General features: G+C 71.2%; 26 protein-coding genes, 2 pseudogenes and 1 riboswitch. Of the genes and pseudogenes, 13 read left to right on the forward strand and 15 right to left on the reverse strand.

Going from position 1 to position 24276, the window contains the following annotated elements; all coding sequences use genetic code 11:
- Positions 1-142: 142 nt before the first annotated feature.
- From ACQPZW_RS23450 to ACQPZW_RS23470, 5 genes are all read right to left on the reverse strand, one after another.
- Positions 143-553, reverse strand: coding sequence for an NUDIX hydrolase (locus ACQPZW_RS23450; protein ID WP_433797074.1), 411 nt, complete (start codon positions 551-553; stop codon positions 143-145).
- A 134-nt stretch (positions 554-687) separates the two neighbouring features.
- A complete protein-coding gene (locus ACQPZW_RS23455) occupies positions 688-1176 on the reverse strand; it encodes an endonuclease domain-containing protein (protein ID WP_433797075.1) in 489 nt (162 codons plus the stop codon).
- Positions 1177-1530: 354 nt separating this feature from the next.
- Entirely contained in the window at positions 1531-1929 is a 399-nt protein-coding gene (locus ACQPZW_RS23460; protein ID WP_433797076.1) for a hypothetical protein, read from the reverse strand.
- A 43-nt stretch (positions 1930-1972) separates the two neighbouring features.
- The gene (locus ACQPZW_RS23465) at positions 1973-2272 is read right to left on the reverse strand and encodes a hypothetical protein (protein ID WP_433797077.1); all 300 of its coding nucleotides are present in this window, start codon (positions 2270-2272) and stop codon (positions 1973-1975) included.
- A gap of 75 nt (positions 2273-2347) precedes the next feature.
- Positions 2348-6364 carry a polymorphic toxin-type HINT domain-containing protein gene (locus ACQPZW_RS23470; RefSeq protein WP_433797078.1) on the reverse strand — a complete coding sequence of 1339 codons (4017 nt, stop codon included), beginning with the start codon at positions 6362-6364 and terminating at the stop codon, positions 2348-2350.
- A 261-nt stretch (positions 6365-6625) separates the two neighbouring features.
- On the opposite strand from ACQPZW_RS23470, the gene ACQPZW_RS23475 reads away from it, so the two are divergent.
- The 3 genes from ACQPZW_RS23475 to ACQPZW_RS23485 all read left to right on the forward strand — a co-directional run bounded on the left by ACQPZW_RS23475 (position 6626) and on the right by ACQPZW_RS23485 (position 8479).
- Positions 6626-6790 (forward strand): hypothetical protein, encoded by a 165-nt coding sequence (locus ACQPZW_RS23475; protein ID WP_433797079.1) that lies wholly within the window; start codon positions 6626-6628, stop codon positions 6788-6790.
- 95 nt (positions 6791-6885) lie between these two features.
- Complete coding sequence (locus tag ACQPZW_RS23480; RefSeq protein ID WP_433797080.1) at positions 6886-7548, forward strand: hypothetical protein; 663 nt, start codon at positions 6886-6888, stop codon at positions 7546-7548.
- Between the two features lies 1 nt (position 7549).
- Entirely contained in the window at positions 7550-8479 is a 930-nt protein-coding gene (locus tag ACQPZW_RS23485) for a hypothetical protein (RefSeq protein ID WP_433797081.1), read from the forward strand.
- 118 nt (positions 8480-8597) lie between these two features.
- On the opposite strand, the gene ACQPZW_RS23490 is transcribed toward ACQPZW_RS23485, so the two are convergent.
- Positions 8598-9536, reverse strand: coding sequence for an aminoglycoside phosphotransferase family protein (locus tag ACQPZW_RS23490; RefSeq protein ID WP_433797082.1), 939 nt, complete (start codon positions 9534-9536; stop codon positions 8598-8600).
- A gap of 57 nt (positions 9537-9593) precedes the next feature.
- Between ACQPZW_RS23490 and ACQPZW_RS23495 the strand changes: the two genes are divergently transcribed.
- Together ACQPZW_RS23495 and ACQPZW_RS23500 are read left to right on the forward strand one after the other, a co-directional pair.
- Positions 9594-10319 (forward strand): class I SAM-dependent methyltransferase, encoded by a 726-nt coding sequence (locus ACQPZW_RS23495; RefSeq protein ID WP_433797083.1) that lies wholly within the window; start codon positions 9594-9596, stop codon positions 10317-10319.
- Positions 10320-10330: 11 nt separating this feature from the next.
- A pseudogene (locus ACQPZW_RS23500) lies at positions 10331-10811 on the forward strand (HAD domain-containing protein).
- Between the two features lie 27 nt (positions 10812-10838).
- Here the strand turns inward: ACQPZW_RS23500 and ACQPZW_RS23505 are convergent.
- Positions 10839-11813 carry a DUF2867 domain-containing protein gene (locus tag ACQPZW_RS23505; RefSeq protein WP_433797084.1) on the reverse strand — a complete coding sequence of 325 codons (975 nt, stop codon included), beginning with the start codon at positions 11811-11813 and terminating at the stop codon, positions 10839-10841.
- A gap of 49 nt (positions 11814-11862) precedes the next feature.
- On the opposite strand from ACQPZW_RS23505, the gene ACQPZW_RS23510 reads away from it, so the two are divergent.
- Together ACQPZW_RS23510 and ACQPZW_RS23515 are read left to right on the forward strand one after the other, a co-directional pair.
- The gene (locus ACQPZW_RS23510) at positions 11863-12459 is read left to right on the forward strand and encodes a TetR/AcrR family transcriptional regulator (protein WP_433797085.1); all 597 of its coding nucleotides are present in this window, start codon (positions 11863-11865) and stop codon (positions 12457-12459) included.
- Positions 12460-12477: 18 nt separating this feature from the next.
- Positions 12478-13182 (forward strand): GNAT family N-acetyltransferase, encoded by a 705-nt coding sequence (locus tag ACQPZW_RS23515; protein ID WP_433797086.1) that lies wholly within the window; start codon positions 12478-12480, stop codon positions 13180-13182.
- 16 nt (positions 13183-13198) lie between these two features.
- Here the strand turns inward: ACQPZW_RS23515 and ACQPZW_RS23520 are convergent, their stop codons facing one another.
- Positions 13199-15238, reverse strand: a complete 2040-nt coding sequence (locus ACQPZW_RS23520) for a galactose oxidase-like domain-containing protein (protein WP_433797087.1) — start codon at positions 15236-15238, stop codon at positions 13199-13201.
- Between the two features lie 359 nt (positions 15239-15597).
- Here ACQPZW_RS23520 and ACQPZW_RS23525 point away from each other — a divergent pair, with 359 nt between their 5' ends.
- The 3 genes and pseudogenes from ACQPZW_RS23525 to ACQPZW_RS23535 all read left to right on the forward strand — a co-directional run bounded on the left by ACQPZW_RS23525 (position 15598) and on the right by ACQPZW_RS23535 (position 17045).
- A complete protein-coding gene (locus ACQPZW_RS23525; RefSeq protein WP_433797088.1) occupies positions 15598-16062 on the forward strand; it encodes an LLM class flavin-dependent oxidoreductase in 465 nt (154 codons plus the stop codon).
- Between the two features lie 13 nt (positions 16063-16075).
- Positions 16076-16792 (forward strand): annotated as a pseudogene (locus tag ACQPZW_RS23530) (LLM class flavin-dependent oxidoreductase); the annotation flags it as partial.
- A gap of 43 nt (positions 16793-16835) precedes the next feature.
- Complete coding sequence (locus tag ACQPZW_RS23535; protein ID WP_433797911.1) at positions 16836-17045, forward strand: hypothetical protein; 210 nt, start codon at positions 16836-16838, stop codon at positions 17043-17045.
- A gap of 7 nt (positions 17046-17052) precedes the next feature.
- On the opposite strand, the gene ACQPZW_RS23540 is transcribed toward ACQPZW_RS23535, so the two are convergent.
- The 4 genes from ACQPZW_RS23540 to ACQPZW_RS23555 form a co-directional block, all read right to left on the reverse strand.
- A complete protein-coding gene (locus ACQPZW_RS23540) occupies positions 17053-17832 on the reverse strand; it encodes a sugar nucleotide-binding protein (RefSeq protein ID WP_433797089.1) in 780 nt (259 codons plus the stop codon).
- A complete protein-coding gene (locus ACQPZW_RS23545; protein ID WP_433797090.1) occupies positions 17832-18401 on the reverse strand; it encodes a TIGR03086 family metal-binding protein in 570 nt (189 codons plus the stop codon). Before ACQPZW_RS23545 ends, ACQPZW_RS23540 begins: the two co-directional genes overlap by 1 nt.
- A gap of 61 nt (positions 18402-18462) precedes the next feature.
- The gene (locus tag ACQPZW_RS23550) at positions 18463-18957 is read right to left on the reverse strand and encodes a suppressor of fused domain protein (RefSeq protein ID WP_433797091.1); all 495 of its coding nucleotides are present in this window, start codon (positions 18955-18957) and stop codon (positions 18463-18465) included.
- Positions 18954-20147, reverse strand: a complete 1194-nt coding sequence (locus ACQPZW_RS23555; RefSeq protein WP_433797092.1) for a S8 family serine peptidase — start codon at positions 20145-20147, stop codon at positions 18954-18956. The genes ACQPZW_RS23550 and ACQPZW_RS23555 overlap by 4 nt, the downstream gene beginning before the upstream one ends.
- A gap of 72 nt (positions 20148-20219) precedes the next feature.
- Positions 20220-20373, forward strand: a riboswitch (adenosylcobalamin (AdoCbl) riboswitch).
- Positions 20374-20381: 8 nt separating this feature from the next.
- Here ACQPZW_RS23555 and ACQPZW_RS23560 point away from each other — a divergent pair.
- From ACQPZW_RS23560 to ACQPZW_RS23570, 3 genes are read left to right on the forward strand one after another with little or no spacing between them, the layout of a single operon-like run.
- Positions 20382-20576 (forward strand): CbtB domain-containing protein, encoded by a 195-nt coding sequence (locus ACQPZW_RS23560; RefSeq protein WP_093617645.1) that lies wholly within the window; start codon positions 20382-20384, stop codon positions 20574-20576.
- Positions 20567-21301, forward strand: a complete 735-nt coding sequence (locus ACQPZW_RS23565; RefSeq protein WP_433797093.1) for a CbtA family protein — start codon at positions 20567-20569, stop codon at positions 21299-21301. Before ACQPZW_RS23560 ends, ACQPZW_RS23565 begins: the two co-directional genes overlap by 10 nt.
- Complete coding sequence (locus ACQPZW_RS23570; RefSeq protein WP_433797094.1) at positions 21298-21849, forward strand: histidine phosphatase family protein; 552 nt, start codon at positions 21298-21300, stop codon at positions 21847-21849. The genes ACQPZW_RS23565 and ACQPZW_RS23570 overlap by 4 nt, the downstream gene beginning before the upstream one ends.
- Positions 21850-22065: 216 nt before the next feature.
- Here ACQPZW_RS23570 and ACQPZW_RS23575 read toward each other — a convergent pair whose 3' ends face one another.
- The 3 genes from ACQPZW_RS23575 to ACQPZW_RS23585 all read right to left on the reverse strand — a co-directional run bounded on the left by ACQPZW_RS23575 (position 22066) and on the right by ACQPZW_RS23585 (position 24215).
- The gene (locus ACQPZW_RS23575) at positions 22066-22560 is read right to left on the reverse strand and encodes a hypothetical protein (RefSeq protein WP_433797095.1); all 495 of its coding nucleotides are present in this window, start codon (positions 22558-22560) and stop codon (positions 22066-22068) included.
- 85 nt (positions 22561-22645) lie between these two features.
- Positions 22646-23680, reverse strand: a complete 1035-nt coding sequence (locus ACQPZW_RS23580; RefSeq protein ID WP_433797096.1) for an aldo/keto reductase — start codon at positions 23678-23680, stop codon at positions 22646-22648.
- 73 nt (positions 23681-23753) lie between these two features.
- The gene (locus ACQPZW_RS23585) at positions 23754-24215 is read right to left on the reverse strand and encodes a VOC family protein (RefSeq protein ID WP_433797097.1); all 462 of its coding nucleotides are present in this window, start codon (positions 24213-24215) and stop codon (positions 23754-23756) included.
- Positions 24216-24276 lie beyond the last annotated feature (61 nt).

Consider the following 24276-nt stretch of genomic DNA (forward strand, 5'->3'; position numbering starts at 1 on the left):
CGTAGCGATACGCCCGCCAGCACCCTGCTCCTCGCCACGTGATCGCACCGGCCCCCGTGGCGTCCTGCGCACCCCGCTCCTCACCACGTGGCGTCTTGCGGGACCCCGCACTTTCCTACGGGGGGCACACCGGGCCCTCCGGTCACCGCGTCCCCGAGCGCAGCAACCCGGCCCGAAGCAACGCGTCGAAGACGATCTGGTCCACCGCCGAGACCCGGTCCCGATCCGCATACGTCAGCCGCGCGATCTGCTCGATCTCGTTGTCCGCCCGCACTTCACCGCGAAAGTCGGCGGTGTAACAGGTCATCCGCACGATCGTGCCGTCCGGGTGCCCGTGCGCCTGCGCCTCGAAGGTGCCCACATGCACCGCACTGTCGGCGACGATCACGACGCTGAGCTCCTCCCGGATCTCGCGCACCAGCGTGTCGAGGTCGCTCTCGCCCGGCTCGCGCTTACCGCCCGGCAGGTAGTAGACGTCGCGCCCCACCGACCGGGTGCTGAGAATCGCCCCGTCCTCCACCTGAATCCAGGCGATCTTGTCAATGAACCCCACCCCGAGAAGCTAACCGACCGGCGCCCCCAGCAGCAGCCCACACGCCGCCGCCGTGCAGTCGCGAGGATGCACCGCTCCCTACCCGACGCCACTGCGATCGGCAGATGTCGGTTCGTGGACCGAACCCGTGCCCGTCACTGCAGCATGCTGGCCTCCAGATAGGCGGCACCGGCGCGCAGAATGGCCGGGTCTTCGGAGGACAGCCCGATCATCGTGTTGCAGTTGTTGCAGAGCAGTCCACGAACCCGTCGGCTGTTATGGCAGTGATCGACCACCAGCCGCACCGCGCGAGCCGTCGGTGTGCCGTCCAGTCGTGGTCTGCCGGTCAGGATCACGGTGATGTCGTCCTCATGGGTGCCGCAGATCCCGCATCGGTACTGCTGAGCCGCTCGCAACGCGTCGTACTGCTCCACGGTGATCCGGTACTTGTCCCACAGATTCGCCGCACGCACACCGGCGGGCCCCATGCGCTCGCGTCTCAGCCGGGTTTCTTCGCGCTTGGCGTCCAGACACGCGCGACAGTGCGTGGACGGCTTACCCCGAGCGGTCCGAAAGTGCTCCGGCGGCCAGATCTTGCGGCAGTACCGGCACTTGATCTGTCCCCCTGAATCCGGCTGTTCCATGGCTCGAACCGTAGACCTGGGGTCTGACATTTCTGGTTACACCAGAACGGATCTTATGATGTACGCCCATTATGTCCGTTTCGAGCTTCTCGAACTATTAATGGATTGCCAGTAACGGTAATTCGATAATTAACCCAAGAGCCTGCCGTCACGAGTGCTGGGAAGACGTTTGTCAGCTCTCTTCTGACCTGACGGGGGGGGTCTCAGCGCGTCTCTCAGAACCGGGTGGCGGAGACTCGCCTGACCTGGCGGCTCATTGGCGCCTCGGAGGCGCGGCTGACCCGCCCGTCGAAGCCCGGCGGAGACGGCGTGGTCACGTCAGCGACGTCAAGCGGGTGTCAGCGCGAGCGGTGTTCAGAGTTCGTACGGATACAGATGGACGTCTCCGTGAGGGACGTAGATCTGAATCCAGGTGCCGTCCGTCTCCGGTGGAGGAGGCTCCGCGAAGTCCAGCATGATCAACGAGCCGCTGAGATCGAGGACCCCGGCGCCGTCGGGCGTCAGTCGCAGACGTCCGCGCAGGATCACGCAGTGGCCCCCAGCCAGGATGGCCGGCGCGCTCTCGGCTGCGGGCTTCGCGGTCAGACCCCAGGTGACGTCGGTGTCGATCGTCCACTCGACGTCGTACTGCCCGAGCGGCGTATCCGGTGGGCCGTGCCAGGGCACTGCCGTCCGGCCGATCGGCGTCTGGATCTGAGCGATCGGGAAGGGGCTCCAGGGGAACGTGCGCACCTTCTCGACCTCGACCAGCACCCTACGATCATCCTTGCCGGCCCGGGGCATTTCCAAGTTCCACTCAGTCACCGGAGATCCAGAGATATCCGCGTGCCCGGGTCGCCTCCTCGATGAGCGCCTCCAGCGTCTGCACGTCGACCCGCAGCTCCGGTCTACGGCTCGCGATCTCGTCCAGCTCCGCGGTCAGCTGCGGCAGCTGGATCAGGTTGATCATGGTGTCGCCGTAGGAGTCGATCCTCGACACCAGGTGGTGCTGCTCCCGGTCGCTCGCCGCCACCAGGCGTTGCAGCGAGGAGCCCGCTTCCGCGCCGGCATAGCGTCGCTCGTGCACCTGGTTCTCGACATACACCCCGAACCCCACCGCCGTGCCTCCTTCACGAAATGGCCGGCCGGGGCATGGCACACCCCGGCCGGCCAACCCTACGGTCGTCGACGCTCAGTCCTTGCAGGGAATCGGGTACATCGTTCGCACGCCGCCCCACCTGTCCTGAACCACCATGTAACAACTCGTGATCTGTGCGCCACTGTCCTTCGACGTCCGGCCGACCGGCTGGTCGGCCTTCGCCTCGCGCTCGTAGTGGCCGTCCTTGTTCGGTCCGTTGCACGGGCACTTGTTCGCCTCGTCGACGAGATCGTCGAGATCCACCGTGCCGTCGAAGACGCCCTTGCTGTCCTCGACCTTCGGCCCGCCCTGTACGTGCTTGTCTTTGACGTACTTCTCGGAGGCATCGTCGAGCATCGCCGGTACGCAGTTGGCGTTGTGCACCAGCAGCGGCGTGTTGCCGGCCGCCACGTAGTAGGTGTGCATGCCGGCCACGGTGAGGTTGAAGACCGTGGTCTCCTCGTTGCGCGACGCCAGCGCGGTGATCGTGACCGGCTTGCCGGCCCCGTTCGCCACGGTCGAGCCGGCCACCAGGTCACCGGCTTGGACCCACGCCTTCGAGGCCGGCACCCAGAACGGGTGGCCCTCGGTGGCGGTGACGACGGTCGGCGCCGTACGCGCGTCGTGGTCCTGGTCGACGGAGATGTCGACCAGATGTTTGACGCCGGTGCCACGGATCAGTGTGGTCACCGCCCGGACCCCGGTGCGCCCGGCGACCGGATCGGTGGCGACGACCTTCTCGCCGGCCTCGACGTCTTCGATGTCCTCGAAGCGCCCGGTGGCGAGCAGCACGCGGGTGCCGGCCACGAAGCTGTTGCAGTCCACCGCCGGTCGTCGCAGCTTGTCGAGAATGTTCTGGACGTTGCGGAACCGGTCGGAGTTCTTCCACGCCTTGGCGCCGGTCGCCAGCCAGCCCGCGACGGGGATGGCCGAGCCCAGCGACAGCAGGCCGCCGAGCCAGTCGCCGCGGCCGAACGACACCGCCGCGTCGATGCCGTCGCAGACCTCGCCCGCGCCCGGGATCAGACCGCAGGCCATCAGGGTGAACTGCAGGATGTCGAGCAGGACGTCCTTGTTCTCGGCGACGAACTGCTTGAGGTCGCCCAGCATCGAGCACCCGGTGGTGTCCTTGTTGGCCGGCGCGGCGCACTTGGCCGGGTTGATCAGGGCGTCGGCGAAGTCCTTGAAGACCGTCAGGCACTCCTTGGACAGGTTCGCCGGGTCCAGCGACAGACAGCCCCACGTCTTGTGGTTGTCGGCCGCGGTGCCGTCCCCGCCCGGACCGCTGCCGGGCGCGGTGCTGCGCCGGTCCTTCTCGGCCTGTTTGAGCCGCTCGGTGTAGATGTCGGACGCTTCCTTGGCGGCCCGGGCCGCCGCGGCGGCGTCCGCCCCGGCCGCGTCGGCGGATGCGCGGGCGTCCCGCTTGGCCGCCAGCGCCGCGGCGGCGTCGTTGCGGGCTCGCTGCGCGGCCGCGGTCGCGGTGGCTGCCGACCGGGAGGCCGCGGCTGCGCTGGCCTGGGCCCGGTTGGACGCGTCGCGGGCGGTGACGGCCGACTGCGCCGCCTGGTCGGCCGACCGCTTGGCGTCCTGGGCCGAAGCCTGGGCCTGGTTGGAGAAGGTGATCGCCTGGGTAGCGGCTGTGTTCGCGCGGGTCTTGGCCGCATTGGCCTCGTCGGCGTAGCCCTGCGCCCGCTTGGCCGCCTCCATCGCCCGGTTGGCGTCCTCGACCGACTTCTGCGCGTACTGCTGGGCCTCGGCGATCAGCTTGTGCACGGTCTGGATGTGCGCCGCCTGCTCGAGGTCACGCTTGGCCGCTTCGTACCGGCCACTGGCCAAGAAGTACGACAGGTACGAGGCCGGGCCGTTGAGGGCCACCTCGCCGGCCGCTTTGACCTCGGGACCGCCGGCCTCTATCACGCGGTAGATCTCGATGCGGTCGTCGGCAGCCCGGGCCTTGTATTGCCCCGTGCGGATGAACTGGTGCATCTGGGCCGAGGTGCCGGCCAGCGCCGTGTTGGCCGCCGCGGTCAGGCTCGGGCCGGCGCCGGTGAGCATCGCGTAGACCGTCTGGCGGTCCTTGGCCGCCTTGCCGGCGTAGGTGCGCGTCCGCAGGAACGTCTCCACGGCCGTGTCGTTGCCGTTGAGCGCCGTCTGTGTCGCGGTCTTCTCGGCACCGTCGGGCAGCGTGTCGAGCAGCCGCCACGCCCGGGCCCGGTCGTCCTGCCCGACCGCGGCCCGCCGGCCCTCGGTCAGCCAGAGCAGGACTTCGGCGTCGGTGCCGGCCAGGGCGTCCTGGGCAGCGCCCTTGGTCCACTCGCCACCGGTGGTGAGCAGCGCGACGGCCGCCCGGCGACCCCGGTCGACCGCCACCGCGGGCGAGGTGCCGGCCGCGGTGGCTTCGTTGAGCAGGGCCCGGGTGGCCGCGTTGACGCGGTCCTCCTCGGCCGTGTCCCACAGCAGCGAGCGGTTCCAGGCGCTCAGCTCACCGCCGGCGGCGACGGCTTCCTGCTCGACCAGCACCGCGTCCTGCGCGGCGTGGATGCCCTGCTCTTTCCACTCGGCCAGGCGGTCCGCGTCCTCCTGCCGGGCCAGCGCCTCGAGCTCGACCGCCTGGTTGGCCGCGTTGACCGCGACGTTCGCGGCGTCCACCGCGGCCGTCGCGTGTTTGGCCGCCTCGGCCGCGGACACCTGACCGCGGTCGGCGGCGTCGGCCGCCGCGATCGCCTGGGTGACGGCGTTGTCGGCGTGCTGCGCGGCCGACTTGGCGTACGCGAACGCCTCATCGGACGCTTCGCGCGCCTGCCGCGCGAGGGCCTCGGCCCGGTCGGCGGCCCGGTCGGCGGTCGCCGCCGATCGGCGCGCCTGCGCGGCGGCGTTGCGGGCCCGCTGCGCCTGCTGCTGCGACACCCCGGACTGCTGGCTCGCCTGGTCCGCGGCGACACCTGCGGCATCCGCGTTCTGGCTGGCCAGTTTGGCTGACGCCGACGCGGCGCCGGCCTGGGCCAGGGCCCGGTCCCGTTCCGCGCGGACCTGTTCCAGCTCCTTCGCCTTGGCCGCCGCGTCGCGGGCCGCTTCGGCCGCCTCGCGGGCCAGGCGGGCGTCGCCGGCGTTCAGCCGGGCCGCGGAGGCGGCCCGCTGCGCCTTGGCCGCCGCCTGCGCGGTCAGAGCGGCCGCGGCGGTCGCCTTGCGGGACGCGTCGGCGGCCACGCTGGCCGCGCGCATCGCCGCGTTCGACGCTGCGATCGCCTCCCGCGCCGCGGCGGCCGCGCCCTCTGCGGCGTCCGCGGCCCGGCCGGCCGCGGCTGATGCCTTCTTCGCGTCACCGCCGGCCGCACGGGCCTCGGCCTCGGCCGCCTGCGCCGCCTTCTTGGCCTCGGCGGCCGCGTTGCCGGCCCTTGCCGACGACTCCTCGGCCAGGTTGGCCTCACGCGACGTGGTCTCGCCGGCCTGCTTGGCCTGCTCGGTGAGGCTGGTGATGGACGCCAGCTCGGCGTCGCGGGCCCGGGCCGTGAACTGACCCCAGCGCAGGAACTCCCGCAGTTCCTCGGGGGTGCCGCCGAGCGCCGTCGATGCGGCCGCGTTGAGCACCGCGCCGCTGGCGTTGGGGGCGCCGGTCAGCATGCGGGTCGCCGCCAGCCGGTCGTCGGCGTACTCGGCGGCGTCCAGGCCGTCGGACAGGAACGACGCGACCGTCTCGGTGCCGCCGTTGACCGCACGCTGGGCCGCGGCTCGCACCGTGGGACCGCCGGACTCGATCAGGCGGTATGCCCGCAGGCGCTCGTCGGCGTTCCAGGCCGAGGTCCAGCCACCCTGCACGAAGGACTCGACCTGGGACGGGGAGCCGTTCAGCACGTTGAGCGCGGCGGCCCGCATCGACGGACCGTCCATGGCGGCCAGCGACTGCGCGGCGGCCCGCTGGTCGGCCTGCTGGGCCGCGGTGAAGCCGGTGTCATAGTAGGTGCGCAGGTCCTGGTCGGTCCCCAGCAGCGCGGTCTCGGCGGCCCGGCGGATCGACGGCGTGCCCTTGATCGCGTCGAGCACGGCGATGCCGCGGATGGCGGTGATCGACATGTCGGCCGATGCCGCCCGGGCGGACACGCCGGAGCCGGCGATCTGGACGATCAGAGTGAGGACGACGAACGTCCATAGGGCACGGAGCCCCAGCGAAAACGTGCAGCAGAAGCCGCAGGCATTACTTCCCCCGTAGATAGACGGAAAAATCCGACTGCCCCGGCAGCATAGTGACGGTCATGAACTTCTGCCCGCCCGAAACCGGCCTCCGGTCCGGCCCCGAACTCATCCTTGGCGCTACTTTTCGTTCGATGTTCCTCAATGGCCTCCCCCGTGCCGCTGCCCCGGGCCGACCACGTCCCCGGCATCGGCTACTGCGAGTTCGGCGCCCTCACCGAAGCGGCCGAGAAACCGTCCTGGGCGGGCAGGACCGACGTGCCGCAGGCGCTCAAGCCGCAGGTCTCCCGGCCGGGCATCTCGACCTGACGCACCCGCAACCTCCGAGTCCACGTGGGAGACGATGCTGCTGAAGGGGCCGGTCATTCCGCAGAAATGTCGTACCGGTACGGCATTCTCGCGGCGTGATGGAGATCGGTGAGCCCGGCGGAGAGCAGGACGTGCGGTGGGTGATGGCGGCCCTGCGTGCGGCCGGCGAGCCGAGGTTGGACGACGTGCCCTGGGCGCGGTTCACCGACGAGTGCTGGGCACCCGACAGCGTTCCCGGCCTGCTGCGGGCGCTGTCTGATCCCGGCCACGCTGCCGGGAGCCTCGGCGAGCTGTGGGCCATGGTGCGCAACGAGGGCATCAGCGACGTCACCGGGGCCCTGGCGGTGCCGTTCCTGCTGCGAATCGCCGCTGACCCTGCGGCATCCCAGCGCGGCGACCTGCTGAGACTTGCCGCCGAGGTGGGACACCGGGAGCACTTCGGTACGGACGTGCGCGCGTCCTTTCTCCAGGTGGTCGACGAACAGGACTGCGTGACCGTGGACGGGTACGGGCGCCCCGTCGCGTGGACCTGTCAGGCGGCACGGGAAGCGGTCACCCTCGACGTCTGCCCTGGCGGGCGCGTTGAGGCCACCGCCCGAGGTGACGGCTGCGCTGCGGGAGCGCCTCGCGGTCGAGACGTCCCCGGCCGTACGGATCAGTCTGGTGCCGGCTCTCGCGCAGGTGGCGGTGGAGCACCGGTCCTCGGACGTGGTGGCGTGGACGGCTGCGCTGTGGGCCGGCCAGGGCAGCCCGCCTGACGTGCGGTTCGCCGCCGCGGTGGGCTGGTTGTGCGCGACGACCGAGCCGGTGCCTGATCGGATGCTGGACCTGTTCGCCGAGGTGGTCGACGTTCGCCTGGCCGAAGCGATGGACGATGTGCCCTGGCCCAACCATCACCTGCGCGGTGGCGGGCTGGCCGCGTGGCTCGTCGCCTTCCTGGGCGGCCTGCCCGATGCCCGGACGGATCTGGTGGCACGCCTGGTGGTGTCGCCTCATCCATCTGTGCGCGCATCGGCCCTGCGTTCGGCCCACGCTGTCGCCTGCGAGCGGCGGTCGCGGACCGGCGAGATGATCGGTCTGCTGGCGGATCGGCTGCACGACACCGAGCCGGCCGCCCGGCGCCTGGTCCGTGTTGGAGCCGCCGCCGCCGATCGGATCGCTGACGCGCTCGACGATCCGGTCGCCGAGGTGTGGGCTTGGACGGTGGTGATGCTGGCTCGTCTGGGTGATGCCCGGGCGGTCGAGCCACTGGCGGACCTGCTGGCCCGGCCGGCCTATCCCTGGCCCGAGCCTCGCCGGCACCCGGCTGGCAACCCCGATCCGGGCCATCCGGGTCCCGTCGCCGCGGCACACGCGCCGGTGATCCGCGCTCGGCTGAGTGCCGACAATGACGTGGCGACCAGAGTGGAGGCGGCGTTCGCGCTGTGGAGCGCCACCGGCGACACGGTGCCTGTCCTGACTGCCGTGCTCGACGAGTCCTGGGGCTGGAGTCCGTTCGGCTCCGCTCACACCGCCGTCGCGGATCACCTTGCCCGGATCGGCCCGGCCGCAGTGCCGGCGTTGACGGCTTTCCTCGAAGCCGACAGCCGGATCGAGCACTGGGGCTTGAACGACCCGATCGACGGGGACCATCGTTGCCGGCAGTCGGCCACGGCCGCCCTGCGCGTCATCCGTCCAGCGCCGCGCTGACCGCCGGGCCGACTGTCGCGGTCCTTGGACACCTGCGCGCCGATCGCCGCCCACACCGCGGGCAAGCTGGAGAGTCGCGTCGTCGGCGGTGGCGGGGCGTCCGGGGCGGCCAGGGCGATCAGTGGTTGCCGGGGTGGTCGGTCGTGAAGTCGGCGAGGAGCTCGTTGATGAAGGTGAGGCTGTCGTGGGTCTCGGCGGGGTCTCGGCGGGTGCGGTAGTACGGGAGGGCGATGATCGCCAGCGACAGTGTCCAGCCTCTGGCCCGTACCCAGGCGTGCTCGTCGGGTTTGAGGGCGTCTTTGAACGCCTGCCGGGAGTCGCCGTCGAACAGGTGCCAGGCGGCGAGGATGTCGGCGGCCGGGTCGGCGGCCCAGGCGGTGCCGAAGTCGATGACCGCGGTGAGGCGGCCGTCGGCGACCAGGACGTTGCCGGGCATCAGGTCGCCGTGGATCCAGCGGGCCGGGCCGGTCCAGGTGTCGGCTTGCAGGGACGCTTCCCAGGCGGCCAGGGCCAGGCCGGTGTCGAGGTCGTCGCGTAGTTCGTCGACGGCGGCGCGGAACAACTCGTCGCGGGGGGCGAGGGCGGTGCCGCGGCTGAACGGGGAGTCCGGTGGGGTGGGGGCGCCGGTGGTGTCGATCTGCTGCAGGTGGTGCAGGAAGTCGGCGAGTTGCCCGGCGGCGGCTGCCGGGTCGTCGAGGGCGTCGAGGGTGAAGGCGGTGCCGTCGAGCCAGCGGTAGACGCCCCAGGTGAACGGGTAGTCGCCGGTGGGTGTGCCGGCCGCGAGGGGTTCGGGGACGGCCAGGGGCAGGTGTGGGGCCAGCCGGGGCAGCCAGGCCTGGTCCTTCTCGATCTGGCCGGTGGTGCCCGGGGTGCGCGGCAGGCGCACGGACAGGTCGTCGCCGAGGCGGAAGGTGGCGTTGTCGGTGCCGGAGCTGGCCACGTACCGGACGGGCAGCGCCGCCCAGTGTGGGAACTGGTCGGCCAGCAGCCGCCGGACCAGGCCGGTGTCGATGTCGACTTCGTCGTCGTGGAGTTTGGTGACCTCGTTGTCCGGCACAGTTGGCCAGCCTGCCGCAGCCGCGGGTAATCGTCCACCGAGTTGTAGGGTGCCCGGATGGAGGTCTTCGGGTCGGTCGCGACCGCGTATGCCCGTCATCGTCCTGACTACGCCGACGCTGCCGTGCGGTGGGCGGTCGAGTCGGCGCCCGGTGTGCGGGTTCTTGATCTGGGTGCGGGTACGGGCAAGTTGACCGCCGTGCTGCTGGCCGCCGGGGCGCAGGTGACGGCGGTGGAGCCGGATCCGGCGATGCTGGCCGCGTTGCGGGAGCGGTTTCCGCAGGTGCGGGCGTTGAGGGGAAGCGCGGAGTCGATCGGGTTGCCGGATGCCTCGGTGGACGCGGTGGTCGCTGGGAACGCGTTGCACTGGTTCGACATGGCGGTCGCGGGGCCGCAGATCGCCCGGGTGCTGGCGCCCGGTGGGGTGCTGGCCGGGTTGTGGAACACCCTCGACGACCGGGTCGACTGGGTGGCGGGTCTGGCGCGGGTGGCCGGTCCGGAGGTGATCGGCCCGCGGGACACGCCGGCGGCCTGGCGGGCGGCGACCGAGGGCATGGTGTCGGCGTCGGCGCAGCGGGCCCGGTTCGCGCACGCGCAGGTGCGTACGGCGGATTCGCTGGTGCAGACGCTGGCGACACGGGCGGGGGTGCTGGTGATGGAGCCGTCGCGGCGTGAGCAGACGCTGCGGCGGATCCGGGAGTACCTGGCGGGGCGGCCGGAGACCGCGGACGGCGAGTTCGTGGTGCCGATGCTGACGTGCGGGTTGCGGGCGCCGTGGGGCTGAGCGTCCGGCCGTTGATCTTCCTCGACGTCGACGGGCCGTTGATCGCGCTGCGGGCCCGCCCGGGTGAGCCGGTGTCGGTGCCGCCGGATCCGTCGGGGCATCCGCTGATCCACCGGCTCGATCCGGGCGTCGGGACCCCGGCTGCTGGCGCTGGGTGGTGATCTGGTGTGGGCCACGACGTGGATGCAGACGGCGAACGAGCTGGTCGGCCCGCGTCTGGGGTTGCCGCCGCTGCCGGTGGTGACGTTCCCGGACGAGGATCGGGCCGTCGGCAGTGGGCTGCACTGGAAGACGCTCGCGGTGATGGCGTGGGCGCGGGGCCGCCCGTTCGTGTGGCTCGACGACGAGGTGACCGGCCGTGATCAGCGGTGGGTCGAGGACTTTCATCCGGCGCCGGCGCTGGTGCACCGGGTGGATGCGGGGACGGGGCTGACCGCCGACGACTTCGCCGGGGTGGACGGCTGGCTGACGGCGGTGGCGCGGGGCACGTGACCGGGCCGGGCGTGGCGGGTCGGGACTCTACGGTGTCGTGGTCGGGTGCGGTGCCAGACAGCGGGATGCGGCGGCGCGGCGCAGCATCGCTTTGACCACGGGCGGGTGGAACAGGCGGATCAGTGCCAGGTAGACGCGACCGCTGCGGTTGCGGGCCACGGCGTGGGTGGACAGGGTGACGGTGATGTCGTCGTCGCCGGCGTCGACGAGGATCGAGGCGCGGAAGTCGAGATGGCCGGCGTCGGTGCCGAGCAGTAGTTCGCGGTCGGTGCGGATGATGGTGTCGAAGGCGGTGCGGTCGCCGCGTGCGATGCCGAACGGCGCGACGAGGATGTTGCGTAACCGGAGCAGGGCCGTGACGGCGGGCGGCGGGTTGCGGAAGATCGCGTCGGCCCAGGCCTGCGCATCGGTGGTGGCGCCGGGTGGGATCCGGGCGGCGAAGGCGTCGGCGAGGTCGGGTTGCGGCAGCGCCGATCGCAGGGCGAGAGCGTCGGCGGGTACGGCTACCGCGCTGACGTGGACGCTTTCCAACCGGGCTGCCAGTCGCGCCCGCCACGGGTAGCGGTACGGGTCGGTGACCGTGCCGGTGACGGCGATTTCGGCGTTGTCGAGCAGGTGTTCCAGGACGGCGTCGTGGCAGGGCCCGACGACGGCCGGCCACAGCGCCCGCATCCAGGCGGTGGGGGTGGCGACGAGCCGGTGCCGCAGCACGCAGCTGTCGCCGTGGTCGAGCAGGTCGAAGGTGTGGGTGCCGGTCAGGCCGGTGCGGGGGTCGAAGGTGAACTCGACGAGCCGTCCGGGCCGGTGGGCGGTGACGTGGTAGCGGATGGCGCCGTGGCCTCCGGTGGCGCCGACGCCGACCGGCCGGTCCAGGCGCGCCGGTGGCCAGGCCGGTGACGGCCAGAGCACGTCGCCGGGGCGGCCGAGGCGGTCGAGTAGGGGCCCGACGGTGGCGGCGGGGACCGGGAGCAGTCGTTGGTGGGTGTTGTCGATGACGGTCATGAACCCTCCATACGGTGGCGTATGTTCGACCGTACCGTACCGTATGGAGATGGTTGAACGCCGCACCCGCAAGCCCACCGCGACCAAGCTCACCGCCGCGGACTGGACCGCCGCCGCACTGGAGGCGATGGCCCGCGGCGGGCTGGCCGCGGTCGCCGTCGAGCCGCTGGCCGCGCGCCTCGGCGCCACCAAGGGCAGCTTCTACTGGCACTTCGCCAACCGCGACGCGCTGATCGAGGCGGCACTGCTGCGCTGGGAGGCCGACCACACCGAGGCGGTCATCGCCATGGTGCAGCAGCAGCCGGATCCGGAGGCCCGGTTACGGACCCTGATCGGCGCGGTGATCGAGTCGACGGCGATCCCGGGGGCCGACGCGATCGAGCTGGCGATGCTCGCGACGGCCGGCCATCCGCTCGTGGCGGCGGTGCTGGCCCGGGTGACGGCGCGGCGCCTGGCGTACACCGCGCAGCTGTTCGAGGGCCTGGGGTGCCCGCCGCAGGAGGCCGCGCATCGGGCGCTGCTGGCGGTGAGCGCCTACCTGGGATTTGCGCAGCTCGCCCACGCCACTCCGGCACTGGTCCCGGCGACACCGCAGCTGCGCCGAACGTATGTCGACCGGATCATCGGCCTCGTCACGGGCCCGTGATCGGCTACCCTGCCGGGCGTGATCTACCTGCGCAATGCCGCGGCCATGTGGACCGCATTGTTGCCCGGATCCCGCCTCGACGAGCGGCTGCTGCGGGTGGACCGGCCCGGCTCGACCCGGGTGATCCTGCGGCAGCCGCCGACCACGCAGACGGTGGCGGAGGTGGCGGGGATGGCCCTGCAGAGCCGGGTCGTGGTGGAGGACGTGTTCACCAGCCCGGACGCGGCACCGGTGTTCCCGAACTCGCGGTCGGTGTGCATGCCGGTGATGGACCGGCCGCCGGGTGGGCTGAAGGCGGCGGCGGTTCCGGTGGTCGAGGTCCGTGACCCGGACACGCTGGCCGCGGCCGAACAGGTGATGGTCGACGGGTTCCCGTTCCCGCAGCTGCAGCCGTGGGCGCGGGGGCAGGCGCTGCCGCCGCGGGTGCTGGATCTGCCCGGCTGGCGGGTGTGGCTGGCCCACGACGACGACGGCTCGCCCGCCGCCGCGGCCTACACCTTCGACGACGGGCACGCCACCGGCCTGTACTGGCTGGCCACCCTCGCGCAGCACCGGTCACGGGGGCTGGGCCGGGCGGTGCTGTCGGCGGCGATCGCGGCCCGCCCGGACCAGGTGTTCACGCTGGTCGCCACGGAGGCGGGCCGGCCGCTCTACGAGTCGCTCGGCTTCGCGGTGGTGCGGATGGCGACCTGGCACACCCGGCCGCCGATCCTCACCGCCTGACGTCGCCGGCCACTGGTCACCAGGTCCATTTCTGCAGGGCCGCCCCACTACAGGTGACGATCTTGATCTGGGCGGCGTTGGTGTTGGCGGTCGCGGCCAGGCACAGGGCGGTGTTGGTGACCGGCCGGACCGTGCCGTCGGTACGGAACTGCCAGCGCTGCGCCCCGGTGGCGTTGCACCCGTACTGCCAGATCCGTTGACCGTTGCTGAAGTTGCTGTTGGGCACGTCGGCGCACATCCCGAACACCCGCAGCGTGTCGTCGGTGAATCGGGTCAGCGACTGCGCCTTGGTGTTGTTGCACGTGTAGGTCTGCAGGTAGGTGCGGGCGGTCAACGCCGAGTTGGGGATGTCGACGCATTTGCCGGTGCTGTTCTTCAGCGGGCTCATCAGCGGGGTCGGCGCCTTGGCGACCTGCACCATCCTGGCCACCGAGGGGACACCGGCGGCGTCGGTGACGAACAGCATGTACCAGCCGGGCGGGGCGGCGCCGCCGGTCGGCGGGCCGGTCACGCTCAGGGTGGTGCCGGAGACCGTGTACTTCAGCGGCAGGTAGCGTTGTCCCTGGTCGATGCTGTGGGTGACGTCGCCGAGACCGACCAGTGCGACCTTGCGCACGGTCGCGGCCTGCGGGCTGGTGACGGTGAAGGCGGCGCCGATGCCGACACTGGCCGGGGCGGCGCTGATCACCGGCCGGTCGGCGGGCTCGCCGCTGCCGTCGGACTTGAACAGGTACGGCGGGCTGAAGTACTCGATGTTCTTCTCCAGGTAGCCGGCACTCTGGCAGGCCGCGCAGATCCCACCCCCGCCGGTCATGATCCGCCCGTCGGGCAGCAGCGCGGCCGTGGAATGGTATTGCCGGATGCGGTCGGCGGCCGACAGCACGGTCCACTGTCCGGTGACCGGGTTCCACAGTTCAGCGCTGGTGGTGGCGTTGTCGAGGTCGACCAGGGCGTTGCGGGCGGTGCTGCTCTGCCCGCCGGTGACCAGGACCGAGCCGTCGGCCAGGATGGTGGCGTTGTGCTGGCGGCGCCCGACCGACATCGATCCGGTGGTGGTGACCGCCGGGGTCAGGCCCTTGTTGCTGTCGAGGATGACCGCGGTGCGGGTGGGCCGTTTGGCCACACCGTCCTCGGTGAGGTTGCCACCGCCGACGACCAGCGTCCGGCCGACGTCGAAGGTGGAGAAACTGCCGTAATCACGGGTGATGGTGTCGCGGTTCGCCGTTCCGGTGATCGCCGCGTTTCCGGCGGTGGTGATCGTGTAGCCCGGGTTATAAGGACCGAAAAGGCCCAGTTGGGTGTCCGGCCGGGAAATCATGAACGGGTAGATCCGGGCGTTGTATTTGGTGAAGTTCGGCAATGGGCGAATAGCACCGTTGGTCTGATACACCTCGGCTGTGGCGGGCCCTCCCCCGATGATCACTTCTTCACCGTTCGCCATTTCCGTCACCGACGGATACCAGCGGGCGCCGGCCATGTCATTGCCGCGGGTCCACGTTTCGCTCTGCCAGTTGAACACGTAGGTGCGCACCGTGCCGGCCAGCTGCGCGTTGGCGTTTCCACCGGCGACCAGAATGTTGCCGTTGGCCAGGTGCGCGAACCCGGCACAGAACAGGTTGGTGCCCTGCAGGTCCACCCGCTTGTGGGTGTCGTCGGCCGGGTTCCACACCATGGCCCGGGTGAAGTCGTGCGTCGGGTAGGTCTCGGCCGCGTTGTCACCGACCGAGTCCCAGATCAGCACCTTGCCGTTGGGCAGCACCGCGGTGAACACCGGCACCACCGGGGTGCCGACCACCGGACTCCACAGGCCGGACACGCCCGGGTCGGCGTCGGCGCTGGCCCGTAGCCGGGCGCGGCCCGGTCGCTGGCCGGTCTGGGCTTCGATGCGCGCGGCGTTGTCGGCGGTCGTCTTCTCGATCTCGTGCATCGGCACGCCGACCAGGTCCTGCGCGCGGTGCTCGGCGTCGTCCCCGGCGCCGAGGGCATGGCTGTGGGTGCTGTGATCGTGCGGTGGTGCACTGCCGGCGGCCGGCGCAGGGCCGGACACGGCGACCACGAATGACGCCGACAAAAGGCAAGCCGCTATTAAGGCACGATGAATCCGCATGGCATTGTCGTCCCTTCACCGATAGCGCGGCGGGACTTTCTGCCCAGGCTCGATCTTGATTATCCCCGTGAATTGTCGCGCGCCGCCCCCGTCAATGCTCAGTGCGGCCACCATAACTCTTAATCAAAGTGTTCTTCAATATTCACCGATGGGACTTCCGGGCCCGGCACGCTCACCCTTTCGGTCAGCGCCCTGTCGGTTCGGCGATACTGGAGCGATCTCCGGGGAGATCCATTCCGGCGGCAATCCGGGCGGCACGTGACACAGGTGACCACCGGGGATTCATATTTCGCCGCTAGGTTTTGGGCATGTTTCTCGCAGCGCAGGCCGACAGCCAGGCCCGGGTGCTCGCCGCCGAAGCGGCCGGATACACGTTCGTCACCCTGCCCGACACCCCCGGAACCGGCACCGACGCCGGCGTGACAGCGGCCTTCCTGGCACGCCGTACCACCCGCATCGGACTCGTGCCCCAACTACACACGACAGTGACCGAGCCGTTCCACCTGGCCACCCAACTCGCCTCACTGGACCACGCGTCACGGGCCCGGCAGGCACGCACCGACGGCGCCGCCCTCGTCTTCGCCGACCTGACAGCGGCCGACCCGCACCTCATCGACCGGCTGGCGGGGGTGGTCGACGGAGTGCACCTGAGCGCCACCGTCCCCGACACGGACCTGCCGGCCCTGGCCGCCGCGATCGGGCCACGCCCACCGGCCCGCGACACGTTACGGGCCACCCTCGGACTACCGCGTCCCGTCAACCAGTTCGCCTGAGAGGACCGTACCCATGCCGCAGTTGCACCTCGGGGTCTTCTTCACCGGCGTCGGCCCACAGCTGATCTGGACCGAACCCGACTTCGCCGACCACACCCACATCGACACGTTCATCCACACCGCACAGACACTGGAACGTGGCCTGTTCGACGCGTTCTTCCTCGGCGAAGGCCTCCGCGTGCGCGAGAACCGCGGCCGGATCCTCGAACTCGACGTCGCCGGCCGCCCGGACGCGATCACCCAACTCGCCGCGCTGGCCGCCGTCACCGACCGCATCGGCCTGGTCGCCACCCAGAACACCACCTACAACTACCCGGCCGACCTGGCCCGCCGCCTCGCCACCCTCGACCAGCTCTCCCACGGCCGGGCCGGCTGGAACATCGTGACCACCGACAACGCCTGGACCGGCGAGAACTTCCGACACGGCGGCTGGCTGCCGCACCAGCGCCGCTACGAACGGGCCGACGCGTTCGTGCAGACCGCGAAGGCACTGTGGGCCGGCGAGCCGGTGGACCGCCACGACGACCTGATCGACGTGACCGCCCACCCGAGCGTCACGGCCCGCCCCGTGCTGTTCCAAGCCGGTGACTCCCCCGGCGGCCGTGACCTGGCGGCCCGGCACGCCGACGCGGTGTTCTCCGCCAACACCGCCTACGACAAGGCCGTCGCCTACGCCGACGACCTGACCACACGCCTGGCCGGACACGGCCGCCACCGGGACTCGCTGCGGATCCTGCCGGGAACTCGTCATCGACGTCCAGCCACGGCACAACGTGTTCGTCGGCACCCCCGGCGAGGTGGCCGACGAATGGGCACGATACGTGACGGCGCGAGCGGTCGACGGGTTCAACATCCTGCCGCAGCTGCTGCCGGGCACCATCGAGGACATCGTCGACCGGCTCGTCCCCGAACTACAGAACCGCGGCATCTACCGCACCCAGTACACCGGCAGCACCCTGCGAGAGCACCTGGAACTGCCGTGAAACCGGGTCACCCCGGCCCGGCCGGCCCGGCCGTGAGGAAGTCGCGGGCCCCGCGCAGCGTCACGGTGAGCCGCGCCTGCGTGAACGCACAGTCGAGCCGCACATCGCCCGCCCCGGACAACCCGGCCGCCGCCCGCGACCCGGCGACCACCGACGCCGGGTCCAGACCGTCACGGGCGGCGATCAGCCGGGCCAGCTCGTAACGACTGACCGCATCCGCGCCCGCCACATGATGCACGCCCGCATACGGCGACGCGGCCAGCTCCAGCAACGCCGTCGCGAGGTCCCCGACATCCACCGGACAACGCACGTCGTCGGTGAAGAACACCCCACCGGCGTGAACCCGCGCGGCGATCACCGTCCGCGGACCACCGACGATCAACGACGTACGCGCGATCACCGCACCCGCATCCACCGCCCGCACCGCCGTCTCCGCCGCAGCCTTCGCCGCCCCGTACACCGTCGCAGGCGCCGGCGGGCACGTCTCGTCATACCGGCCCGCCACACCGGAGAACACCGCATCACTGGACACGTGCACCAGCCGTACCCCACACGAACGCGCCGCCGCCGCCACATGAGCGGCCCCGTCAGCGGTGACCACCCAGTCGTCCTGCCGGTACGCGGCGTTGACGATCGCATCCGGCCGGACCCGGCGCACCAGATCACGTACCGCCGCGGGGTCACGAAGGTCCGCGTCGCGGCTGCCCACCGCAACGGCCGCCGGACCCGCCTGCCGGGTCAGCTCCCCACCCAGCCCGCCGGTCCCACCGAACACCAACAGCCGCATCAGGCGGGCGACCACGCCGGATCGCGGCCGGTCAACGCCAGCAACCGCCCGAACCGGCCCACCTCGGCGCCGACCGGCACCACCGGACCGAATGCGCCCATCGACCGGCCCATGTCACCCATCGTGTCGAGGAACTCAGCCGTCGGCGCCAGCAGCACCTCATCCACCTGATACGGCTGCCCGGTCGCCGACGCCAGATCCCAGCCGTGCACCACCAGGTCGACCACCATCATCAACCCCAGCGTGCGCTGCGGCAGCCCCATCCCGGGCGACACCCCGTCGAGCACACCCGGCTGCGACCACGCACCGACCATGGCATGCGCGTCACCGGCGAACACCCGCCGCCAGTCACCGGACAACGCGTCCACGGTGACACTCCAGTCGACGTCGCGCCGCGCGGCCACCAACCGGGCGTTACGGGCCACCTGAAACAGATGGTTCAGCAGGTCACGCACCGCCAGCCGGGCGCACGGCGTGGCCCCGGCCAACTGCTCGTCACCAACCCCGGCGACCAGGCCGATCACCGGAGGCACGGCATGCTCGAGCAGATCGCTGATCTCGGTCGACATACCAGCACCCTAGTCACCTCGCCCGGCACCGGCCGGGTCCGCCCCGCACGAGTGACAGCCGTCAGGCCCGCGCCGGATCGGTCACCAGCAACGGATCATCACTGTCGACCTCACCAGCCTGCGCCTCGGCCGCGGTCACCCCGACCAACTGCAGGAACCGGTCACCGAGCTCCGGATCCGCGGCCAGGATCACCACACTCAACCCGGTCGGCGGGCCGTCACCGTGCGGATACCCCGTGATCGCCGCACCCAGATCGGCCCACTGCCCCTCCTCGAACGGCTCCCCCGCCTCACCAGCCAACCCGGCCAGCACAGCAACCCGGTCGAGCAGCAGAAACGGCCACTGCGGCGGCTGCTCACCGGCACCGGCCACCCGCAACGTCAACTCGAAGCCCTGCCGCTCACCCAACCCGTACGACACGTAATGCCAATGCCCGTCCGCCGGATACGCCGACGCGGCCGACAACGCGAAACCCTCAGCCGGATAGCTCACATGCCACGGCTGCGCCCGGGGGTAGAGACGACTCAGAGCATCGGTGACGGTGTCCCACATCATCCCGGCATTCGATCATGACGATGGGTGTCGGCGGCAGCCCGCCAACCCCGCCGCCGTCCCCGCGCCACCACCGCGGCCACCACACCCGCCAACACCGCCACACCCGCACCACCGGCAGCGAACACCCCGGCGCGCTGCCACGCCACACCCCGGCCCGCCGCCACCACCGGCGCCACCGCCTGCTGCGGCACCGCCGCCACCACCGGCCCGGCCGCCTCCGACAACGCCCGGTACGGATTGAGCAGCCCCACCCCGTACCGGCTGCTGCGAACCCCACCCGGCGCCGGATCCGCCGACCGCAACAGCCGGTCCACGATCTCCTGCGCACTGTCGTCCGGAAAGCGTTCGCGCAGCAACGCCGCAGTCGCCGACACATACGGCGCCGCGAAACTCGTCCCCTGCACCGCCCGGTGACCACGAACCGGCGACAACACGGTCACCTGATCCCCGAACGCCGCGATGTCGACGTGACCACCCGGCTGCGAGTAGTCGGCCAGAACCCCGTCCTGCCCCACCGCCCCGACCCCGACCACACCGGCGAAACCAGCCGGATACGCCACCCCGGCGTCAGCCCCACCGTTTCCCGCCGCCGCGACCACCACCACCCCGGCCCGGATCGCCGCGGCCACCGCATCACGCACCGCCGGATCCGGCTCCGGCATCACCAGCGAGATGTTGATCACGTCAGCGTCCCCGGCACCCGCCGCCCACCGGATCGCCTCGGCAAACGCGTCAGCACTCGACCGCGACCGCGGAATCTGCTGCTGACCCCTGGTATCGGTGTCCTCGGTCACCCGAACCGGAACGATCGTCGCCCCCGGCGCCAGACCCCGCACCCCCGTACCCGCATCCGGCAGACCCGCGATGATCCCCGCCACCGCCGTCCCATGCCCGACACAGTCCCGCCGCCCATCCGGCGCACCGTGCAACAGATCCCGGCCCGCCGCCACCCGACCCTTGAGCTGCGGATTACGCACATCGACACCGGAATCGACCACCGCCACCCGCACCCCCGCACCGGTCGCCAAACCCGCCAGCCGCTCCGGCGAATACGCCCGCAACTCCGCCGGCACCCCCGCCGTCACCGTGCCCGCACCCAGACACGGCGCCGCCACCGCCGGCATCACCGGTACCACCACACCACCGAGCACACCCACCACGAGCGCCGCCACCCACCGCACCGCAACCACCCCCGAACCCCAGCGACCGGCGTGGATGCTACCGCTGCCCGGTTGTGCCACCGCCATCCCGGCCGTTAGGTTGAGACCAGCCAATCTGCGGTGTGTGAGGGAAACCGGTGAGAGTCCGGTGCGGTCGCGCCACTGTGAACGGGCCCTCAGCCAGAGGGCCGGTGAGTCAGGACGCTCACGTGCCGCAGGCCCCATCGATCGGGACGCGTCATCCCGTAGGAGGTTCACTCCACCATGCCCAAGGCACAAGCCCTCACCACGCCCGCGGTCTCCGGCAAGCTCCTGGCCACCGCAGCCGGCTTCACCGGACTCATGCTCCTGCTGGCCTACCTCGTCGCCTTCGACCAGGGCGCCCTCTCCCAGAGCGGCATGTACCTGCACGAGCTGATGCACGACGGCCGCCACCTGCTCGGTGTCCCGTGCCACTGAACCACCGGCCCGGCTACATCCAGCTCCTGCTCCGCGGCTTGCTGGCCGGCCTCTTCGCCGGCCTGCTCGCCGGCGGCTTCGCCTACCTCACCGGCGAACCGCACATCAACGCGGCCATCGCCATCGAAGAGGCCGCCGCCCCCGCCGGCGACACCCCCGAGCAACCCCTCGTCGACCGCGACATCCAGAGCACCGTCGGCCTGTTCCTGGCCACCGGCCTCTACGGCGTCGCCCTCGGCGGCATCCTCGCCACCGCCTACACCGTGCTGCGCCGCCACCTGCGCACCGGCAGCGACACCCAGGCCGCCCTCGGCCTCGCCGCCGCCGCCCTCACCGGCATAGTCCTGGTGCCCTACCTCAAATACCCACCCAACCCACCGGCGGTCGGCAACCCCGACACCATCGACCAGCGCACCGCCGCCTACCTGGCCGTACTGGTCCTCGGCCTCGTCGCCGTCTGGGCCGCCGTCCTCGCCGCCCGCACCCAGACCCACCTGTGGCGCCGCGCCGCCGCCGGCACCGCCGCCTTCATCATCGTCGTCGGCATCGCCTACACACTCCTACCGACCTTCCACGAAGTCCCCGACGACTTCCCGGCCACCCTGCTGTGGGACTTCCGGATCTCGTCACTGGGCACCCAGACCATCCTCTGGACCGCCCTCGGCATCACCTTCGCCGGCCTGCTCACCCCCGCCCGGCAGAAGGCGACCGTCCCCGCCGCATGACCGGACTACGGCTCATCGCCGCCGGACACACCCCCGCACTACGCCGGGCCGTGTTCGGCGGCGACGACCCCCTCGACGAAGCCGGCCGCAACGCCGCCCTCGCCCTGAAACACTCCGACACACTCCTGCCACGCCTCTTCCCCCACGACCGGCCCTGGCTCGTCGCACCCACCCACGCCGCCCGGCAGACCGCCCGACTCCTCGGCGCCCCGGCCGTCACCGACGACCCGAACCTCACCGAACCCCACTTCGGCACCTGGACCGGCCTCACCCTCGACCAGATCGACCCCGCCGCCCTCCAACGGTTCCTCACCGACCCGGCAGCCACACCCCACGGCGGCGAATCCCTCACCACAGCCACCCACCGCCTCACCGGCTGGCTGCAACGACAAACCACCAGCAGCGGTACGGCCATCGCGCACCCCCTCGTCATCCGCCTGCTCGCCGCCGCCGCCCTCGGCCTGCCACCCGCCACACCCGGCATCGCCGTCGCCCCGCTCTCCGTCGTCCGTCTCACCCACCACCGCGGGTGGACCCTGCACCTCTGACGCCCGCCACGTCTGCCCGGGTGACCCGGCACGTTCTCACGCGCCGGGCGTAGCTTCCAGCGAAAAAACAACGCCAAGCAGGGGCGCCGGGAGGCCGGGCCAGCGGGTCGGCCGGCTCACCGGTTGGCCTGAGTTCCCAAGCCCGCAGAGTCTCGGTGACCAACCGTCGTCCGAGACGCAGTGCGGTCAGCTTGTCGGTCGGCCACGGCGACGGGTCTAAGAGGGTGTTGACTTGCTTGCCAAGCGGTTCAGGATGGTCCGGGCCATCACGTCGAGCCGGGATCGCAGGTCGTTGTCGGCGCGGCCGCCGAGGTCATCTTCGAGACGCTCGGCCAGTGCGGTGACCGCCGCGAGCAGGTCGTCCAGCGGGCTGCCCTCATGTCCCACCACGTATAGACGGTGGGTTCCCACCTCGGCGGGAATGCTGCGGTCGAGGATCCGCTCGCAAGTGTCGACTGCGATCAGCTCCACCGCAGTCGCCAGGTCCGGTTCTGCGAGGCCGAGTTCGGCGGTGACCGCCGCCAGGCGCCGGTTCGCGTCATGTGCCGGCAACGTCCGAGCCGACTCCGCCGCGAGCGCCACCACGGCGTCGCCGTTGACACCGGCCACCAGCAAGTCGCAGGCCAGCATCACCGCATGGTCGGGTTCGGCGTCGTAGAGAAGCGCCCGGGCCTGTTCGGCCCGGAGCCGACGAAGAAGGCTGTCATCCACGGGCCGAGACTAGTGCGTTGCCATTGCAGAGGCCTTCAGTCAGCCGTGCAGACAACCGCCGACTTCGACACCCGGCGGGGAGCGTTCAGGCGGCGGCGCGGTCGCCGGTGCGGCGGCGGCGCAGGTCCGCGTGCTCGAGGGCGGGCGGCGTGTAGGCGATGTCGAGGGTTCCCGGGTTGACCCCGGGCGCGACGACCTTGTCGATGCGGTCGAGGGTGTCGTCGTCGAGGGTGGTGCCGGCGCCGGCAAGCAGGTCGTCGAGGTGGGCCATGGTGCGCGGCCCGATGATCGCCGAGGTGACCGCGGGGTGGCTGACGACGAACGCCAGCGCCAGGTGGGTCAGCGACAGACCAGCCTGCTCGGCGATCGGTACGAGTAGTTCGACGGCCGCGTGGTTGCGGGGATCGGTCATGTGCTTCGGCACCCAGTGCATGCGCCCGGCCGAGGGCTGTTCACCACCGGGACCGAAGCGGCCCGTGAGCAGCCCCGACGCGAGTGGGCTCCAGGTCAGCACGCCCATTCCGTAGCGTTCGCAGACCGGCAGGACGTCACGTTCGATGCTGCGGTTGAGGATGGAGTAGGTCGGTTGTTCGGTGCGGAAGCGTGCCAGCCCACGTCGTTCGGAGGTCCATTGGGCTTCCACGATGTCGGCGGCCGGCATGCTCGAGTGGCCGATCGCGCGGACCTTGCCGGCCCGCATCAGGTCGGTCAGGGCGGCGAGGGGCTCCTCGATGTCGGTGCCGGGTTCGGGGTGGTGGACCTGGTAGAGGTCGATGTGGTCGACGCCGAGGCGCCGTAGGGAGTCCTCGAGCGCGGTGACGATCCAGCGGCGGGAGTTGCCGCGCCGGTTCGGGTCGGTGCCCATGGCGCCGGTGAACTTGGTAGCGAGGACGACGTCGTCACGGCGGCCTTTCAGGGCTGCACCGACGATGCGTTCGGTTTCGCCGTCGCCGCCGTAGACGTCGGCGGTGTCGATGAAGTTGATGCCGGCGTCGAGGGCCCGGTGGATGATCCTGGCGCAGTCGTTGGGGTCGGGGTTGCCGAACGGGGCGAACATCATGGTGCCCAGGCAGTAGGGGCTGACCTGGATGCCGGTGCGGCCGAGGGGGCGCATGCGCATGTGCTGTTCCTTCGCGGTCGGGGCGGTCCGGGGCTGCCTGCTCGGCGGCCCCGGACCGTATGGGTTGTGGGGGTCAGCCGGCGGAGGCCACGGCGACGTCGAGGATCCAGGTGACGCCGAACCGGTCGGTGAGCATCCCGAAACCGGGCGCCCACTGCGAGGGGCCGAACTTCTCGACGATCTCGGCGCCGTCGGCGAGCTTGTCCCACAGCGCGCCGACCTCCTCGGCGGTCTCACCGCGGACGGAGACGAAGAACCGCTCGCCGGTCAGGGTCATGCCGTTCTCACGGGTGGTCGTGGCCGCCGGCGCAGCGGCGGGGCCCTGGCTGGGTACGTCGTAGGCCATGATGCCGAATCCGTTGTCGGCGGTGACCTGACCGAACACGACCTTGTCGGCGTCGGGGAGTTCCTTGGGCATGCCGAAGTCGCTGTAGGCGACGACGGCCAGGTGGCCGCCGAAAACCGACTGGTAGAACTCCAGCGCTGCCCGGGCGTCGCCGCGGAAGTTCAGGTGCGTGGTGGTGGTGATGGCCATGCGGGACTCCTTGGTGGTCGTTCTCGGGCAGCATCGGCCCGATATAGGGTGTTTTAACCTC

This window comes from Actinoplanes sp. CA-252034 (genome assembly GCF_050956125.1).
In the GTDB taxonomy this organism is placed as follows: domain Bacteria; phylum Actinomycetota; class Actinomycetes; order Mycobacteriales; family Micromonosporaceae; genus Actinoplanes.